The sequence below is a fragment of the Kytococcus schroeteri genome (assembly GCF_002847825.1).
Classification (GTDB): domain Bacteria; phylum Actinomycetota; class Actinomycetes; order Actinomycetales; family Dermatophilaceae; genus Kytococcus; species Kytococcus schroeteri.
This window is the reverse complement of the sequence record NZ_PKIZ01000016.1, coordinates 1-15,626: the sequence shown is the minus strand read 5'-3', so window position 1 is coordinate 15,626 and position 15,626 is coordinate 1. Positions and strand designations below refer to the sequence as shown.

16 protein-coding genes, 1 tRNA gene and 1 pseudogene are annotated in these 15,626 nt (G+C 71.6%); 6 read left to right on the top strand and 12 right to left on the bottom strand.

The annotated features are described in order from the left end of the window. The first annotated feature begins 36 nt into the window (after positions 1 to 36). Positions 37 to 1,137: an endonuclease/exonuclease/phosphatase family protein gene (locus tag CYJ76_RS08640; protein ID WP_180802263.1), complete on the top strand. Its 1,101-nt coding sequence runs from the start codon at positions 37 to 39 to the stop codon at positions 1,135 to 1,137. Between the two features lie 7 nt (positions 1,138 to 1,144). Here CYJ76_RS08640 and CYJ76_RS08635 read toward each other — a convergent pair. Both CYJ76_RS08635 and CYJ76_RS08630 read right to left on the bottom strand, forming a co-directional pair. After that, positions 1,145 to 1,227 (bottom strand) — tRNA-Leu (locus CYJ76_RS08635). Between the two features lie 20 nt (positions 1,228 to 1,247). Next, the gene (locus tag CYJ76_RS08630; protein ID WP_070703870.1) at positions 1,248 to 1,733 is read right to left on the bottom strand and encodes a peroxiredoxin; all 486 of its coding nucleotides are present in this window, start codon (positions 1,731 to 1,733) and stop codon (positions 1,248 to 1,250) included. 66 nt (positions 1,734 to 1,799) lie between these two features. On the opposite strand from CYJ76_RS08630, the gene CYJ76_RS08625 reads away from it, so the two are divergent. Beyond that, positions 1,800 to 2,081 carry a DUF3618 domain-containing protein gene (locus CYJ76_RS08625; protein WP_070703872.1) on the top strand — a complete coding sequence of 94 codons (282 nt, stop codon included), beginning with the start codon at positions 1,800 to 1,802 and terminating at the stop codon, positions 2,079 to 2,081. A 74-nt stretch (positions 2,082 to 2,155) separates the two neighbouring features. On the opposite strand, the gene CYJ76_RS08620 is transcribed toward CYJ76_RS08625, so the two are convergent. The 6 genes from CYJ76_RS08620 to CYJ76_RS08595 form a co-directional block, all read right to left on the bottom strand. Then, the gene (locus CYJ76_RS08620; protein ID WP_101849855.1) at positions 2,156 to 3,025 is read right to left on the bottom strand and encodes a protein phosphatase 2C domain-containing protein; all 870 of its coding nucleotides are present in this window, start codon (positions 3,023 to 3,025) and stop codon (positions 2,156 to 2,158) included. Further along, positions 3,025 to 4,221, bottom strand: a complete 1,197-nt coding sequence (locus tag CYJ76_RS08615; protein WP_070703237.1) for a glycine C-acetyltransferase — start codon at positions 4,219 to 4,221, stop codon at positions 3,025 to 3,027. Before CYJ76_RS08615 ends, CYJ76_RS08620 begins: the two co-directional genes overlap by 1 nt. A gap of 89 nt (positions 4,222 to 4,310) precedes the next feature. Beyond that, entirely contained in the window at positions 4,311 to 4,652 is a 342-nt protein-coding gene (locus CYJ76_RS08610; RefSeq protein ID WP_070703236.1) for a nucleotidyltransferase family protein, read from the bottom strand. 44 nt (positions 4,653 to 4,696) lie between these two features. Then, positions 4,697 to 6,130 (bottom strand): argininosuccinate synthase, encoded by a 1,434-nt coding sequence (gene argG, locus CYJ76_RS08605; RefSeq protein ID WP_070703235.1) that lies wholly within the window; start codon positions 6,128 to 6,130, stop codon positions 4,697 to 4,699. A gap of 60 nt (positions 6,131 to 6,190) precedes the next feature. Further along, the gene (argF, locus tag CYJ76_RS08600) at positions 6,191 to 7,120 is read right to left on the bottom strand and encodes an ornithine carbamoyltransferase (RefSeq protein WP_070703234.1); all 930 of its coding nucleotides are present in this window, start codon (positions 7,118 to 7,120) and stop codon (positions 6,191 to 6,193) included. A gap of 151 nt (positions 7,121 to 7,271) precedes the next feature. Further along, complete coding sequence (locus CYJ76_RS08595) at positions 7,272 to 7,592, bottom strand: putative quinol monooxygenase (RefSeq protein WP_070703233.1); 321 nt, start codon at positions 7,590 to 7,592, stop codon at positions 7,272 to 7,274. Between the two features lie 138 nt (positions 7,593 to 7,730). Between CYJ76_RS08595 and CYJ76_RS08590 the strand changes: the two genes are divergently transcribed. Then, positions 7,731 to 9,158, top strand: coding sequence for a glyceraldehyde-3-phosphate dehydrogenase (locus tag CYJ76_RS08590; protein ID WP_070703232.1), 1,428 nt, complete (start codon positions 7,731 to 7,733; stop codon positions 9,156 to 9,158). A gap of 100 nt (positions 9,159 to 9,258) precedes the next feature. Here the strand turns inward: CYJ76_RS08590 and CYJ76_RS08585 are convergent, their stop codons facing one another. Both CYJ76_RS08585 and tdh read right to left on the bottom strand, forming a co-directional pair. Then, entirely contained in the window at positions 9,259 to 10,182 is a 924-nt protein-coding gene (locus CYJ76_RS08585) for an exodeoxyribonuclease III (RefSeq protein ID WP_070703238.1), read from the bottom strand. Positions 10,183 to 10,191: 9 nt separating this feature from the next. Next, positions 10,192 to 11,238: an L-threonine 3-dehydrogenase gene (gene tdh, locus CYJ76_RS08580; protein ID WP_070703231.1), complete on the bottom strand. Its 1,047-nt coding sequence runs from the start codon at positions 11,236 to 11,238 to the stop codon at positions 10,192 to 10,194. A 137-nt stretch (positions 11,239 to 11,375) separates the two neighbouring features. Between tdh and CYJ76_RS08575 the strand changes: the two genes are divergently transcribed. Both CYJ76_RS08575 and CYJ76_RS08570 read left to right on the top strand, forming a co-directional pair. Continuing rightward, positions 11,376 to 11,642 (top strand): hypothetical protein, encoded by a 267-nt coding sequence (locus CYJ76_RS08575; RefSeq protein WP_070703230.1) that lies wholly within the window; start codon positions 11,376 to 11,378, stop codon positions 11,640 to 11,642. Further along, entirely contained in the window at positions 11,630 to 12,019 is a 390-nt protein-coding gene (locus tag CYJ76_RS08570) for a type II toxin-antitoxin system VapC family toxin (RefSeq protein ID WP_101849854.1), read from the top strand. The genes CYJ76_RS08575 and CYJ76_RS08570 overlap by 13 nt, the downstream gene beginning before the upstream one ends. Before the next feature lie 3 nt (positions 12,020 to 12,022). Here CYJ76_RS08570 and CYJ76_RS08565 read toward each other — a convergent pair whose 3' ends face one another. Further along, a complete protein-coding gene (locus tag CYJ76_RS08565; protein WP_101849853.1) occupies positions 12,023 to 13,210 on the bottom strand; it encodes a CaiB/BaiF CoA transferase family protein in 1,188 nt (395 codons plus the stop codon). 174 nt (positions 13,211 to 13,384) lie between these two features. Between CYJ76_RS08565 and CYJ76_RS08560 the strand changes: the two genes are divergently transcribed. Next, positions 13,385 to 14,866 carry an aldehyde dehydrogenase family protein gene (locus CYJ76_RS08560; protein WP_101849852.1) on the top strand — a complete coding sequence of 494 codons (1,482 nt, stop codon included), beginning with the start codon at positions 13,385 to 13,387 and terminating at the stop codon, positions 14,864 to 14,866. Between the two features lie 81 nt (positions 14,867 to 14,947). Here CYJ76_RS08560 and CYJ76_RS08555 read toward each other — a convergent pair. Further along, positions 14,948 to 15,073 (bottom strand): annotated as a pseudogene (locus tag CYJ76_RS08555) (VOC family protein); the annotation flags it as partial. Positions 15,074 to 15,626 lie beyond the last annotated feature (553 nt).

Sequence of the window (15,626 nt, the reverse complement as noted above, 5' to 3'; positions counted from 1 at the left end):
TACGATCGCGGTAGACCGAGGGAGAGGGGCGACGGGGTGGAGTCGACGGTGCAGGAGCCCGATGCGGGGGAGGCCGTGCCGGGACACCGCCGCCGGGGCTGGCGCCGGGGAGCAGCTGCCGTCCTGGCCGCGCTCGTGGGGCTGGCCCTCGTGGCCGCCGCGGTCCTCGTGTGGTGGCCGTCCGTGGGCTTCTCCCGGTGGTTGAGCACCCGCACTCTGGTGGCGCACGCGCTGTCCTTCCCGGTCCCTGCCGGGGTGGCCCTGGGGCTGGCGGGCCTGGTGCTCCTGGCCGTGGGGGTGTGGGCGTGGCGCCGCCGGCACCGGGCCTGGTGGTGGTGGCTCGCGGCGTCCGTGCCCGGCCTCGCTGCCGCGTTGGGTCTGGTCCTCGCGCCGGCCGGTCCGCCGTGGGCCGCGCCCGCGCCGGACACGGGCAGTGCATCGGCTGACGGCACCACTCTCACGGTGGTGACCTTCAACAGCCTCGGCGCGTTCACCGCCGCGGACCTCACGGCCCTGGAGACCCGCTTCCACCCCGACGTGGTGGTGCTGCCGGAGACCTCCCACGCCCGGGCGCAGCGGGCCATGCGCGCCGCCGGCTGGCGCGGCACCCTGCACACCAGTGACGCCTCAGGCCGCTGGGCGCCGGAGGACTCCGGCATCGAGGCCACGTCGGTGCTGCTGCGCGAGGGGCTGCCGGAGTACACCCCGCGCTCCGTCACCCCCTCGATGCAGGGGAGCGTGCGCCTGGAGCCCACCGACCCCGCGCACCCGCTGCTGCTGGCGGTCCACCCGGCGGCGCCCGTGCCCGGCTGGATGGACGAGTGGCGCCGCGACCTGGACGGGCTGGTGACCGAGGCCGAGACGGCAGCAGAGGAGGGGCCGGTGCTTCTGGTGGGCGACCTCAACGCCACGGTCCGCCACGGTGGGCTCGCGGGGATGGAGGGCCTCGCCGACACGGCCCGGCGGTGCGGTACGCCGCAGGGCACGTGGCCGGTCGGGTGGCCCGCCTGGGGGCGCAGCGCCATCGACCACGTCATCGTGAGCCACACGGCGACCGTCGACTCCTGCGAGGTGCTGGAACTGGGCGTCTCGGACCACCTGGCCTACGCGACCACGGTGCACCTGCCACCTGCGTGACGGGCCCTGGTGCGCGAGGCGGGACTCGAACCCGCACGCCGGAGCACACGGACCTAAACCGTGCGTGTCTGCCAGTTCCACCACTCGCGCGCGGCGGCCATTGTGCCCCGTCAGACGGCGCTGGTGAGCGGCAGCCCCAGCTCGTTCTTGCCCAGCGACGCCACGTGCCCCTTGGCCCGCACGTTGTACCGCGCGTGCTCGATGCGCCCCTGCTCGTCGATGACGAACGTGCTGCGGATGACGCCCTGCACCACCTTGCCGTAGTTCTTCTTCTCGCCGTACGCGCCGTAGGCCTTCAGCGTCTCCAGCTCCGGGTCGCAGAGCAGCGGGTAGCCCAGCTCGTACTTCTCCGCGAACTTCGTGTTCTTCTCCACCGTGTCCTTGCTCAGGCCGTAGACGGCGTACCCGGCATCGGCCAGGGCGGCGGCGTTGTCACGGAAGTCACAGGCCTCCGTGGTGCAGCCCGGCGTGGAGGCCGCGGGGTAGACGAACAGCACCACCTTGCGTCCGCGCAGGTCAGACAGCGAGACGGTGCCTCCCTCGGTGCTGGCCAGGGTGAAGTCGGGGGCGGCGTCGCCGGGCTCGAGGCGGGTCATGACGGGTCTCCTTCGGGTCGCTTCTGGGTTAGAGTTTCAGGGAGTTTCCCAAGGAAAGGCAATCTCGTGGCCAAGCAGCCCAAGGACACCCGTTCCGTCGAGCAGATCACGCGCGACATCGACGCCTCCCGCCTTCGCCTTGCGGGCGACGTCGACGAGCTCGTGTACCGCGTGCACCCCAAGGAGGTGGCACGCCGCGCCCAGGAGGACGCGCAGATCAAGTTCAACCAGACCATGTACGACGAGGGCGGCCAGCTCCGCGGTGACCGCGTGGCCATGGGCCTCGGCGGCGCCGGTGCCACCGTCTTCACCCTCGGCCTGCTGCGCCGCCTGTTCCACAAGGGCTGACGCGCGCCACACCGAGAGCCCTCACGACCGGTCGGTCGTGGGGGCTCGGCCGTTCCCGGGGCCGACGCGTCCGCTCAGACCACGCGCAGGATCGCGATGTCGTCGTGCACCTTGTGTCCGCCGGCCCGCAGCCGCTCGGCGTGCTCGGTCTCGTGCGCCCGGATGCCGTGCGCCAGCGCCCACGGGTCGCGCGCCACGGCCTCGGCCCAGGCGGGTGCGTCCAGGGTGCGGAACATCTCGATCGGCCGCGTCGCCCCGTCGGTGGCGAGCCAGGCGGCCTCCACCTCCTCCAGCGCGAACGACCCGGTGAGTCCCTCGTCGGCGGCGCGCACGTCGGCGCGGGCGCTCCACCACCCGCCGGGGGTGTTCATGACCGATGCGGGGGAGGGCCCGGTGCCGGCCCAGCCGCCCACCAGCGCGTCGAGCCGCCCGTCGATGACCTGCAGCACCTGACCGTCGGTGAAGCGCACCACCAGCGAGGAGTCGCACAGCACGAAGTACTCCAGCCGGTCGCCCACGGCGCGGGCCACGGCGAGGGTCGCCCACGGTCCGGTGTCGGCGTCGCAGTCGGGGTGGGCGCCGCGCACGCACTCCAGGGCGCCGGCCACCGCATCGGCCAGGGCGGGCGGCTCACCCACCACGGGGCCCAGGGCGTCCGCCGGCGACAGGCGTGCGAGCACGGCATCGACCAGGCGGGTGCTGAACCAGTCCACGGGGTGCTCGCAGCCGGGGCGCAGCTCGGGGCCCACCCCGGCGCCGTCGGCCACCACACCCACGGCCGCGCGCCCGCCCGCGGCGGGCAGCGCGCGCCACGCGGCGGCGTCCTGGCAGTCGATGGCGGTGTGCGCCGCCCAGCGGACCCGCCCGCCGGGCTCCAGGGGCGCCCCGTGGCTGGGCCCCACCTCGGGGGAGACAGGACCCAGCATGCGGCGGTCGATGCCCATCAGGCGCCCGCGACGGCCTCGCGGGAGTCGACGAAGGCCTGCACGCAGGCGCGCACGTCCTCCTCGGAGTGGGCCGCCGAGAGCTGCACGCGGATGCGCGCCTCGCCCTTGGGCACCACCGGGTAGCTGAACGGGATGACGTACACGCCGCGCTCCAGCATCGCCTCGGCCACCTGGCCGGCCTGGCGGGCGCCGTCCTCGCCGGGGAACATCACCGGGATGATCGGGTGGCTGCCCTCGAGCAACTCGAAGCCGGCCTCGGTCATGAGCTCGCGGAAGAGCTTCGCGTTGCGCTCCAGCTGGGCGCGCAGCTCGTCGGAGGACTCCACCAGCTCCAGGGCCTTGAGCGAGCCGGCGGCGGTGCTGGGCGCCACGGCGTTGCTGAACAGGTACGGGCGGGAGCGCTGCTTGAGCAGGGCCACCACCTCCTTGGGGCCGGCCACGAAACCACCGGAGGCGCCACCCAGGGCCTTGCCGAAGGTGCCGGTCACCACGTCCACGCGGTCGATGACATCGAACTTCTCCGCGGTGCCGCGGCCCTTCTCGCCGGTGAAGCCGGTGGCGTGGGAGTCGTCCACCACCACCATGGCGCCGAACTCCTCGGCCAGGTCGCAGATCTCCTCCAGCGGGGCGTAGTAGCCGTCCATGGAGAACACGCCGTCGGTGACGATGACGGTGCGGCGCGCGCCGGCGTCCTTCGCGGCCTGCAGCTGGGTGCGCAGGTCGTCCATGTCGCGGTTGGCGTAGCGGTAGCGCATGGCCTTGCTCAGGCGCACGCCGTCGATGATGCTCGCGTGGTTCAGCGCGTCGGACACGATGGCGTCCTCCTTGCCGAAGAGCACCTCGAAGAAGCCGCCGTTGGCGTCGAAGCAGGAGGCGTACAGGATCGCGTCCTCGCAGCCCACGAAGGCGGCGATCCTCTGCTCCAGCTCGGTGTGCAGGGTCTGGGTGCCGCAGATGAAGCGCACCGAGGCCATGCCGAAGCCCCACTCGTCGAGGGCGGACTTGGCGGCGGCCTCGACCTCCGGGTGGTCGGCCAGCCCGAGGTAGTTGTTGGCGCAGAAGTTCAGCGCTTCGGCCTTCTTGGTGGTGACGTGGGCGGACTGCGGGGAGGTGAGCTCGCGCTCGTCCTTCCACAGGCCGGCGTCCTTGATCTCGGTGAGCTCGGAGGTCAGCTGGTCCTTGAACGCGTACATGCCGGCAGTGTCTCAGGGGGCGGGGGTGCCGCGTGACCCAGTCCTGCCGGGCGCGCGGGGACGGCCTCCGCGCCGCGAGGAGTGGGAGCTCAGGCGATGTCGAACACGCGGCCGACGTGGCTCTTGCGGTAGCGGGTCGGCAGGGACGTCGCCGCATCGAGGGCGTGCACGTCGTCGCGCATGGCCACGACGCCCCGCTGGTCGGTCGAACGGCTCACGGGGTCCACGGCGTCGTCGAGGGCGGTGCCGGAGACCTCGTCACGCAGCAGGCTGGACGCCACCACGTCGACCCGCCGCCCCAGAGCCATGCTCAGTTCCTCCCCGATGGCGGCGAGTCGCATCAGTTCGTTCCCGCCACCCGGAACGAGCTCCACGAGCAGGTCGATGTCGCTCGATGCCGTGGCCTCCCCCCACCGCGCGGGAGCGGCCACCCCCTCGGTGGCCGCTCCCTCACCCCTCCTGACGGGGTCGTCGCTCAGTCCGCGCCGTACTCCATCGCCGCGGCGTCCAGGGCGTCGTCCTGGGCGTCCAGGTCCTTCCACTGCGGGTTGCTGGCGATCTGCTGCGCGCCGCCGGGCTCCAGGGTGCCCAGCAGGTTGCCCTCCTGCACCACCACGTGGCCCTCGTCGTGCGGCTGCTTGGCGTACATCTCCAGCATCGAGCGCGAGTCGGCGATGTCCAGGTTGCGCATGGTCAGCTGCCCGATGCGGTCGGTGGGCCCGAACGCGGCGTTCTCCGTGCGCTCCATGGAGAGCTTGTCCGGGTGGTACGAGAAGTTCTCGCCCTCGGTCGCAAGGATCGTGTAGTCCTCACCACGCCGCAGGCGCACGGTCACCTCGCCGGTCACCAGCGAGGCCACCCAGCGCTGCAGCGCCTCGCGCATCATGAGCGCCTGCGGGTCGAGCCAGCGGCCCTCGTACATGAGGCGGCCCAGGCGGCGGCCGTCGGCGTGGTACTGCGCGATGGTGTCCTCGTTGTGCACCGCGTTGAGCAGCCGCTCGTAGGTCAGGTGCAGCAACGCCATGCCCGGCGCCTCGTAGATGCCGCGCGACTTCGCCTCGATGATGCGGTTCTCGATCTGGTCGCTCATGCCCAGGCCGTGGCGCCCGCCGATCTTGTTGGCCAGCAGCACCAGCTCCACCGGGTCCAGCCGCTCGCCGTTGATGGCCACGGGGCGCCCGCCCTCGAAGCGCACCGTGACGTCCTCGGTCTCGATGGCCACCTCGGGGTCCCAGAACTTCACGCCCATGATCGGCTCCACCGTCTCCAGGCTGACGTCCAGGTGCTCCAGCGTCTTGGCCTCGTGGGTGGCGCCCCAGATGTTGGCGTCGGTCGAGTACGCCTTCTCCTGGCTGTCGCGGTAGGGCAGGCCCCGCTCGGTGAGCCACTGGCTCATCTCGGTGCGGCCGCCCAGCTCGCCCACGAAGTCGGCGTCGAGCCACGGCTTGTAGATGAGCAGGTTGGGGTTGGTCATGAGGCCGTAGCGGTAGAACCGCTCGATGTCGTTGCCCTTGAAGGTGGAGCCGTCGCCCCAGATGTCCACCCCGTCCTCCTGCATGGCGCGCACCAGCAGGGTGCCGGTCACCGCACGGCCGATGGGGGTGGTGTTGAAGTAGGTGCGGCCGCCGGAGCGGATGTGGAAGGCACCGCAGGCGATGGCGGCGAAGCCCTCCTCCACGAGGGCGCGGCGGCAGTCCACGTGGCGGGCCAGCTCGGCGCCGTACTCCATGGCGCGGGCGGGCACGCCGGCGATGTCGTCCTCGTCGTACTGGCCCAGGTCGGCGGTGTACGTGCAGGGCACGGCGCCCTTCTCGCGCATCCAGGCCACGGCCACGGACGTGTCCAGGCCGCCGGAGAAGGCGATGCCGACGCGCTGGCCGGAGGGGAGGGAGGTCAGGACCTTGCTCATGGGGGTCTCCTCGGGGTTCTGCGGTCAGGGGGTCTCGGGTGGTGGGGGAGCGGCGCCGGGTCAGTCGGCGCGGTGCTCCCACAGCCAGGTCAGGATCGCCTTCTGGGCGTGGCGGCGGTTCTCGGCCTCGTCCCAGACCGCGCTCTGTGGGCCGTCGATCACCTCGGCGGCGATCTCCACCCCACGGTAGGCGGGCAGGCAGTGCATGACGATGGCGTGGTCGGCCGCGTGGGCGAGCAGCTCGGGGGTGAGCGCCCACGGGCCGAAGGTTGCCACGCGCTCGGCCTTCTCGTCCTCCTTGCCCATGCTCACCCAGGTGTCGGTGACCACCACGTCGGCACCGGTCACGGCCTCGACGGGGTCGTCCACGAGGGTGACCGAGCCGCCGGTGGTGGCGGCGATCTCCTGCCCACGGGCCACCACGTCGGGGTCCGGCAGGTAGCCCTCGGGGCCGGAGAGGCGCACGTGGAGCCCGGCGGTGGCGCCGGCGAGCACCCACGAGTTGCCCATGTTGCAGGCCGCGTCGCCGAGGAAGGCCACCGTCTGCCCGTGCAACCCGTCCTGGTGCTCGGCGATGGTCTGCAGGTCGGCCAGCAGCTGGCAGGGGTGGAAGTCGTCGGTCAGGGCGTTGACCACCGGCACGCCGGCGTACCGGGCCATCTCCTCCACGTCGGCCTGCATTGGCGTGCGCCACACCATCGCGCCGGCCTGACGTCCGATGACGCGGGCCACGTCCGCGATGGACTCGCGGGTTCCGGCGGCGGCCAGTCCGGCGTCGATGGCGAACTCGTGGCCGCCCAGCTCCGCGACGCCGGCTGCGAAGGACAGCTGCGTACGGAGGGTGGGTCGGTCGTAGATGGTCGCGACGGTCACCGGGCCCGCGAGCGGCTTGGGTCCGAAGGGGTCTGCCTTCAGGGTCGCGGCGAGGGCCAGCACCTCGGCCTGCTCGGCCGGGGTGAGGTCGTCGTCGCGGAGGAAGTGGCGGGTCATGACGCATGACCTTACATGGCATGGCATGAACATTCACAATCCGGGTGCGCGTCCTCGGTCACGCGCTCGCGTCCACCGGGCGGCGGGGCTCGTGCGCAAGGAGCGGCACACCGAGTGCCGGCGTGCCGCTCCTTGGCGATGGGGGTGGCGCTCAGTCCACCTGGATCTCGCCCATGGGGCCCCAGCCCTCGGACTCCACCTGCTCGCTGACGATCTGCGGGGTCGCGGCGAGGTACTGCGGGAACTCGGCCTGCATCTGCTTGAAGTGCTCGGAGTTCACGTGCGGCTCGGCGCCCTCGTCGGTGAACGCCTCGATGAGCACGTAGGTGTTCGGGTCCTCCACGCTGCGCGACCACTCGAACCACTTGTTGCCCGGCTCGGCACGCGTGGCCTCGGTGAACGGGCGGCTGATCTCCGGCCAGTCGTCGGCGTGCTCGGGCTTGACGGGGAACTTCACGTTGATGAGGATCATGCGCCCCATTCTGGCCCCGCACTGCGGGCTGTGTCGGGCCGGGGGAGCCGGTACGGGGGTCGGTAGGATCGCCGGTGGCCGCCACCACACGGGCGCGGCCGGTTGACCACACTCGCACCACGAAGGACGGGACACGACGTGACCAACAGCGCATCCGAGCACCAGCAGAAGTGGGCCGCCCAGGAGGGCGCGGCGGAGGACCTGGTCCCCGTCGCCGGGCGCCTGGCCCGCACGAACGGTGTGGACGCCCGCGTGAACGGCCGTTCCCTGGCCCGTCAGAGCGCCACCGGCATCCTCGGCGCCCACGCCGAGGCCGGTGAGGGTGCCGACGTCACCGAGACCCTCGCCCTGCTCCAGGCCGTCGAGGGCATCGAGGCCGGCGCCTCCGTGCTCGACGTCGTGGCCCTGCAGAAGGCGTACAAGGACTCCGGCTCCTCCGACCTCGAGGGCTTCCTGCGTGAGCAGCTGTCCGAGGTCGCCGGCCAGGCCGGTGGCGAGAAGAAGACCCAGGACGTCGTGCTCTACGGCTTCGGCCGCATCGGCCGCCTGCTGGCCCGCATCCTCGTGGGCCAGGACCACGGCACCGGCCTGCAGCTGCGCGCCGTCGTCGTGCGCAAGGGCAAGGCCGCGAACGACCTGGTCAAGCGCGCCGACAACTTCCGCGTCGACTCCGTGCACGGCCCCTTCGACGGCACCGTCGAGGTCGACGAGGCTGCCGAGACGCTGCACCTCAACGGCACCGCCGTCAAGGTCATCTACTCCAACTCCCCGGCCGAGGTGGACTACACCGCCCACGGCATCACCGACGCCGTCGTCATCGACAACACCGGTGTGTGGCGCGACGCCGAGGGCCTCTCGCAGCACCTGCAGTCCAAGGGCGTCAAGCGCGTCGTGCTGACCGCCCCGGGCAAGGGCGACATGGTGAACGTCGTGACCGGCGTGAACGACGAGATGATCGGCGACGCCGAGATCGTGTCCGCCGCCTCCTGCACCACCAACGCCATCACCCCGGTGCTCAAGGTCCTGGCCGACGAGTACGGCATCGTCGGTGGCCACGTGGAGACCATCCACAGCTACACCAACGACCAGAACCTCATGGACAACTACCACAAGGCCGACCGCCGTGGCCGCGCCGCCGCCATGAACATGGTGCTCACCGAGACCGGTGCCGCCAAGGCCGTGGCCAAGGCCCTGCCGGAGCTCAAGGGCAAGCTGTCCGGCAACGCCATCCGCGTCCCCACCCCGGACGTGTCCATGGCCGTGCTCAACCTGACCCTCGGCAAGGCCGTGGACCGCGAGACCCTCAACAAGGTCCTGCAGGACGCCGCCGCCTCCGGCCCGCTGGCCGACGCCATCGGCTACGTGGACCACCCCGAGGTCGTCTCCACCGACCTCGTGGGCGACACCCACGCCGGCACCGTGGACGGCCGCGCCACCATCGCCGGCGGCGACGAGCGCGTCGTGGTCTACGTCTGGTACGACAACGAGTACGGCTACTCCTGCCAGGTGGTGCGCATGGTCGAGCGCATGACCGGCGTCGAGCTGCCCGCCTTCCCCAAGGCCTGACGCAGCGCACGCGAGAGGGGGCCAGTCACCTGGTGGTGGCCGGCCCCCTTCGTCGTGCCCGGTGGGGTGCCCCTGCGGTCGCGCGCCCGGTGGGTGCCCCTCAGAGCTCGTAGTCCACGACCACCGGCGCGTGGTCGCTGAGCCGCTCCGCGCGGCTGGGCTCCTTGTCCACACCCGCGGTCACGGCGGCACGGGCCAGGGCGGGGGAGGCCAGGTGGTAGTCGATGCGCCACCCGGTGTCGCGCTCGAAGGCCTGCCCCATCCACGACCACCACGCGTACGGGCCCTCGGTGTCCGGGTGCTTCGAGCGCACCACGTCCACGAGGGTGCGCGGCGAGAGGATCGAGCCGAACCACTCGCGCTCCTCGGGCAGGAAGCCCTCGGAGTTCTTGTTGCCCCGCCAGTTCCTCACGTCGAGCTTCTCGTGGGCCACGTTGAAGTCGCCCATCACCAGGAACTCGCGCCCGGCGGCCTTCGCGGCCCTCCGGGAGCGGTCCAGCTGCTTGGCGAACCCGGCCAGGAAGCGCATCTTGCGCTCGTACTTGGCACCGCCGTCGGGCTCCTCGCGCATGCGGCCGGCCATCTTCTCCTGCAGGTCCGCCGGCAGGCCGCCCTTGGGCAGGTAGAGCGAGGCCACCGTCAGCGGCGCGTCGGCCAGGTCCACTTCCACGTACCGGCCCTCGCCGGCGAACTCCTTGAGCTCCCGCGGCAGGGTGGGCCCGGCATCGGCCGGCACGAGGTCCACGTGGTCCTCACCCGGGGCGCGCTGCAGCACGGGCTCGCCGAAGGTGCGCACGGCGGCCGGACGCACCCGCGTCAGCAGGGCCACGCCGTTGCGGCCGGCGGCGGTGCCGGCGTCGTAGGTCAGGTACCGGTCGCCGAACACCTCCAACGGCAGCTGGGCGACCGGGCAGCGCACCTCCTGCAGCGCCACCACGTCGGGGTCGCGGCGTTCCAGCCACCCCTCGAAGCCGCGCTTCTGGCAGGCCCGGATGCCGTTGACGTTGAAGCTCGCGATGCGCAGCGCCACGGCTCAGCTCCAGTCCAGCAGGACCTTGCCGCACTTGCCCGAGCGGGCGGTGGCGAAGGCCTCCTGCCAGTCCTCGGCGGCGAACTTGTGGGTCACCACGCTGCGCACGGCGGTCACCAGCTGCTCGTTGTCCTGCAGCAGCTGGGTCATCTTGTACCAGGTCTCGAACATCTCGCGGCCGTAGATGCCCTGCAGGGTGAGCATGTGGGTGATGACCTTGCCCCAGTCCACCTCGTAGCCGGTACCCGGCAGGCCCAGCATCGCGATGCGGCCGCCGTGGTTCATCGTGTCGATGGCCTCCTGCACGGCCGAGCCGAAGCCGGACATCTCCAGACAGACGTCGAAGCCCTCCTTCATGCCCAGCGGCTTCATCGCGTCGGCGATGCGCTCGTGCGACACGTTCACCACGCGGTCGGCACCGGCCGCCTTGGCCAGCTCCAGGCGCTCGTCGCTGATGTCGGTGGCCACCACGTAGCGGGCGCCCACGGCCTGGGCCACGGCCACCGCCATCACGCCGATGGGGCCGGAGCCGGTCACGAGCACGTCCTCGGCGGCCAGCGGGAACTTCAGGGCGGTGTGCACGGCGTTGCCCAGCGGGTCGAACAGGGCACCCAGGTCGGCGTCCACCCACTCGGGCTGCACCCACGCGTTGTCGGCGGGGATCACCACGTAGTCGGCGAACGCGCCGTCGCGGTTCACCCCCACGCCGATGGTGTTGCGGCACAGGTGGCGCGCGCCGGCCCGGCAGTTGCGGCACACGCCGCAGACGATGTGGCCCTCGCCGGAGACCTTGTCGCCGACCTTCAGGTCGCCGCGGGCCTCCACGCCGTCGCCCAACTCCACGATCTCGCCGTAGAACTCGTGACCGATCACCTGGGGCAGGTTCATGGCGCCCTCGGCCCACTCGTCCCAGCCCTCCAGGTGCAGGTCCGTGCCGCACAGGCCGGCGCGCTCCACCCGGATCTTCACCTGACCGGGGCCGGTGGTGGGCTCCGGGGCGTCGATGAGCTGCAGCCCGGGTCCGGGCTCGGTCTTGGCCAGTGCACGCATGGCGACTCCTTGGGATCGAGGGGGTGTGCTCCCCATCCCATCACGCCGACCGGCCTGCCCCGGAGCCCCGCCTGCTCAGCCGGGGAACCTGTGGATGCTGGGTGTTACACCGACGTCCCTGGGGATACCCTGAGGGCATGCCCACCACACGTCCGCGCCACCTCGTCACCGAGTCCGACGAGCTCGGTCAGGCCCTCGACCACGCCGCCCGCCGCTGGCCGGACCTGTCCCGCGGGCAGCTCGTGGCGCGTCTGGCGGTGGAGGGCGGGCGCCGCCTCGCGGTGGACGAGGGGGTGGAGGCCGAGCGGCGGCGACGCCTGCTGGAGGTCGCCGGCGGTCACCTGGCCGGGGTGGGGGACAGCAGCCGGCTCAGGACCCAGCGCGATGCGGAGTGGCCGGAGTGATCCTCGACGCCAACGTGGTCATCGCTGCCCTCAATGCGGAGGGCGCCCACCACGCCGACGCCGTGGACGTCCTGGCCGAGGCGGCTGGTGAGCCGCTGCGGATGCCGGAGCTGACCCTCGCCGAGGCGTTCGTGGCCCACGCTCGGGCCGGCACCGCGGCCCGCGCGGCGGCCGTCCTCGACGAGCTGGGGGTCGAGATGGCGCCTGCGGCGGGCGACCCGATGGCGCTCGCGCGGCTGCGCGCCGAGTCGGGCCTGCGGATGCCGGACTGTGTGGTGCTCCAGTGCGCCGAACGGCAGGGCGAGCCACTGGTCACCTTCGACCGACGGCTCGCCCAGGTGGCCGTGGAGCGCGGTGTGCGGGTCCTGCCTGCCTGACGCTCAGCACTCCAGGGCCCAGGCGCGCACGGCCTCGGCGTCGGCGTCCAGGGCCGGGGGTGCGGTGTGCGTGGTCCACGTGGTCTCCACCTCGCGACGCGCCTCGCCCTCGCCGGTGACGTCGAAGAAGCGCAGCGGCGGGCCGGGCAGCTCCACCTCGCCCAGCACCGGGTGGTCCACGGTGGCCACCAGGCCCTGCGAGCGGGTCTGCTCCCAGGCGTACACCTCGTCCAGCGTGCGCACCTTGCCGCTGGGCACGCCCGCCGCGCCCAGGCGGGTCAGCAGCTCCTCGCCGGTGTGCTCGGCGAACGCTGCCTCCACCGCCTCGATGACGGCCGGGCGGTGCGCGTTGCGCTCGGCGTTGGTGGCCATGCCCTCGGCGGCCGGGTCGAGCCCGAACTCGGCGCACAGCTTCTGCCACAGGTTCTCGTTGCCGCAGCTGATCTGCACCGCACCGTCCTTGCAGCGGAACAGGCCGTACGGGGTGATGCTCGGGTGGTGGTTGCCCTGCGCCGCGGGCACCTCGCGACCGACGGTCCAGCGCGTGCCCTGGAAGGCGTGCACCCCCACGATGCTGGCCAGCAGCGAGGTGCGCACCACCTGCCCGCGGCCGGTCCGCTCCCGCTCGAACAGTGCCGTCATCACGCCGTAGGCGCCGTGGATGCCGGCCAGCAGGTCGCCGATGGGGGTACCGACGCGCTGCGGGTCGTCCGGCCCGGACCCGGTGAGGCTCATGAGCCCGGCCTCGCCCTGCGCGATCTGGTCGTAGCCCGGCCGCCCGCCCTCGGGGCCGTCGTGGCCGAACCCGCTGATGCTCAGCACCACCAGCCGTGGGTTGAGCTCCAGTAGCCGCTCCATCGAGAAGCCCAGGCGGTCCATCACCCCGGTGCGGAAGTTCTCCATGAGCACGTCGGCCTTGCGCACCATGCCCTCCAGCACGGCCTTGTCGGCCTCGTCCTTGAGGTTCAGCGCCACGGACTGCTTGTTGCGGTTGCACGAGAGGTAGTACGTGCTGATGTGCTCCTCGCCGCCCACGAACGGCGGGCCCCACGAGCGCGTGTCGTCGCCGGTGCCGGGGGTCTCCACCTTGATGACCCGCGCACCCTGGTCGCCGAGCATCTGCGCGGCGTGCGGGCCGGCCAGGGCCCGGGTCAGGTCGATGACGGTGATGCCCTGCAGTGAGCCGGTCACGGAGTGCCTCCTGGGTGCTGGGGGACGGTCTGTGTCGCGGGTCACGCTACGTGGCGCGCTCCCACGCCGGCCGCCCGGCCCCGCGACAGGCGCCGTGGGTGCCTCTGCCACACTTCCCTGCGACGCACGTCACACCCCGGCGACCGGCGGGCCGAGCCCGCGGAAGGAGCTCCCATGGCCGAGCTGCAGGACCTCTCCACCCTCGAGGTCACCCCGTACAAGATGTTCATCGGCGGCGAGTGGGTCGATGCCGTGGACGGCGCCACGGTGGACGTCATCACCCCCATCGACCGCACTGTCACCATCGCCACCACGCCGCGTGCCCAGCAGGCCGATGCCGACCGCGCGGTCGAGGCGGCCCGTGCGGCCTTCCCCGCGTGGGCGGCCCTGCCCTCCGCCGAGCGCCAGAAGGCCCTGCTGAAGTGCGCCGACGCGCTCGAGGCCGCCAGTGAGGATCTGGCCCAGCTGACCGCCCTGGACACTGGTAACGCCATCCGCACCCAGGCCCGCCCGGAGGCCGCCACGCTGGTGGCGCTCTTCCGCTACTTCGCCGGTGTGGCCGGGGAGGTCAAGGGCGTCACGCTGCCCGGCGGCGACGGCTCCCTCCAGTACACCCAGCGCGTGCCGCTGGGTGTGGTGGCCGGCATCCTGCCGTGGAACTCGCCGCTGCTCATCGCCGCGTTCAAGACCCCGGCCGCTCTGGCGGCGGGCAACACCATCGTGCTCAAGGCGGCCGAGGACGCCCCGCTGACCATCCTCAAGATGGCCGAGGTGTGCGCCGAGTTCCTGCCCGCGGGTGTGCTCAACGTGGTCACCGGCTACGGCGCGGAGATCGGCGAGGCCCTGGTCACCCACCCGGGCGTCGACAAGGTCTCGTTCACCGGCTCCTCGCTGGTGGGCAAGATGGTGGGCGGCAAGGCGGCCAACCGCATGGCGCACCTCTCGCTGGAGCTGGGCGGCAAGTCGCCGTGCATCGTGTTCCCGGACTCCTGCACCGACGAGGTCGTGGACCAGGTGATGCTGGCCACCCGCTTCGCGCGCCAGAGCCAGTCCTGCACCACGGGTTCGCGGGTGTTCCTGCACGAGGACATCGCCGAGGAGTTCCTCGCCAAGATGGTGGAGCGCACCCGCGCGATGACGGTGGGCGACCCGCGCGACGAGGCGTCCGACATCGGCTGCATCATCAACGCCAAGCAGTACGACCGCGTGCAGGGCTTCATCGACGAGGCCCTGGCCGAGGACGGCGTCAAGGTGGAGTACGACGGCCGGGAGGACCTGCAGGTCGGCGAGCCGGGCTTCTTCCACGCGCCCATCATCATCAGCCAGGTGGACCCGTCCTGGCGCGTGGCCCGCGAGGAGGTCTTCGGCCCGCTGCTCAGCGTCATCACGTGGAAGGACGTGGACGAGGTGGTGGCCATGGCCAACGACTCGCACTACGGTCTGGCCGCGTACGTGTTCAGCAAGAACCTCGACGACGCGCTCACCACCGCGCACCGCATCGACTCCGGCTGGGTGCAAGTCAACCAGGGCGGCGGGCAGATCCCCGGCCAGTCCTACGGCGGCATGAAGGAGTCCGGTGTGGGCCGTGAGGCCTCCCTGGAGGGCATGCTCGAGGGCTTCACCCAGATCAAGCAGGTCAACGTGAAGCTGGGCTGAGCCCTGTGGATGCATGGTGAGGCCTCGCGGAGTCGCACTCCGTGGGGCCTCACCATGCACCGGGCGTGGGCGGAGCGGTCGTCAGCCCTGGAACCCGATGAGCCAGCGCACCCCGTACCGGTCGGTGACCTGACCGTCGTGGTCGCCCCAGGGGCGTTGCTGCAGTGGGTCGATGTCGCTCCCGTCGGCGGCCAGGGCGTCGAACCATCCCCGCTTCACGTCGGATCTTGGTCGTGGTCCAACGTGACCTGACGATCATCGCCTGTTCATGGGGCGCCGTCAGGACGATGCTGCCAAGACCAAGATGAGAGAACGTGATTCGTGAGGACTCTTTTAGCGCCGGTCGCAAAGAAGTCTCCGGTGCGGGCCACCCCTAGGGTGACCCATCACAATCCTCGTCGTTATCAGATCGTTACGCGTCAGGGCTTGCTCGTGGCTAGACTCGTGAGGGAGGGGTCCCCCTCTGCACACAACGGAATGAGAAGGATGATCACTCATGAGAACAAAGTTGTTTGCTGCGCTGGCTGTAGTAGCGGCATGGGCGGCGGCCCCTGTCGGCGCCCATGCCGCATGTGCGCCAATGGTCGAGCCACGTCACGCGGAGGCACCGCCCTCGGTCACGGCTCCGGCTGAACGGCCTGTCCCTCTGATGACAAGTGGCTCTTCCGATCTGAGGGTGTAGCAGTGGTGGTGTGACCGGGTCGAGGTAGGGGTCGAGGTCCCCTGATGATGGGGGTTCCTACACCGACCCGACCAGAAG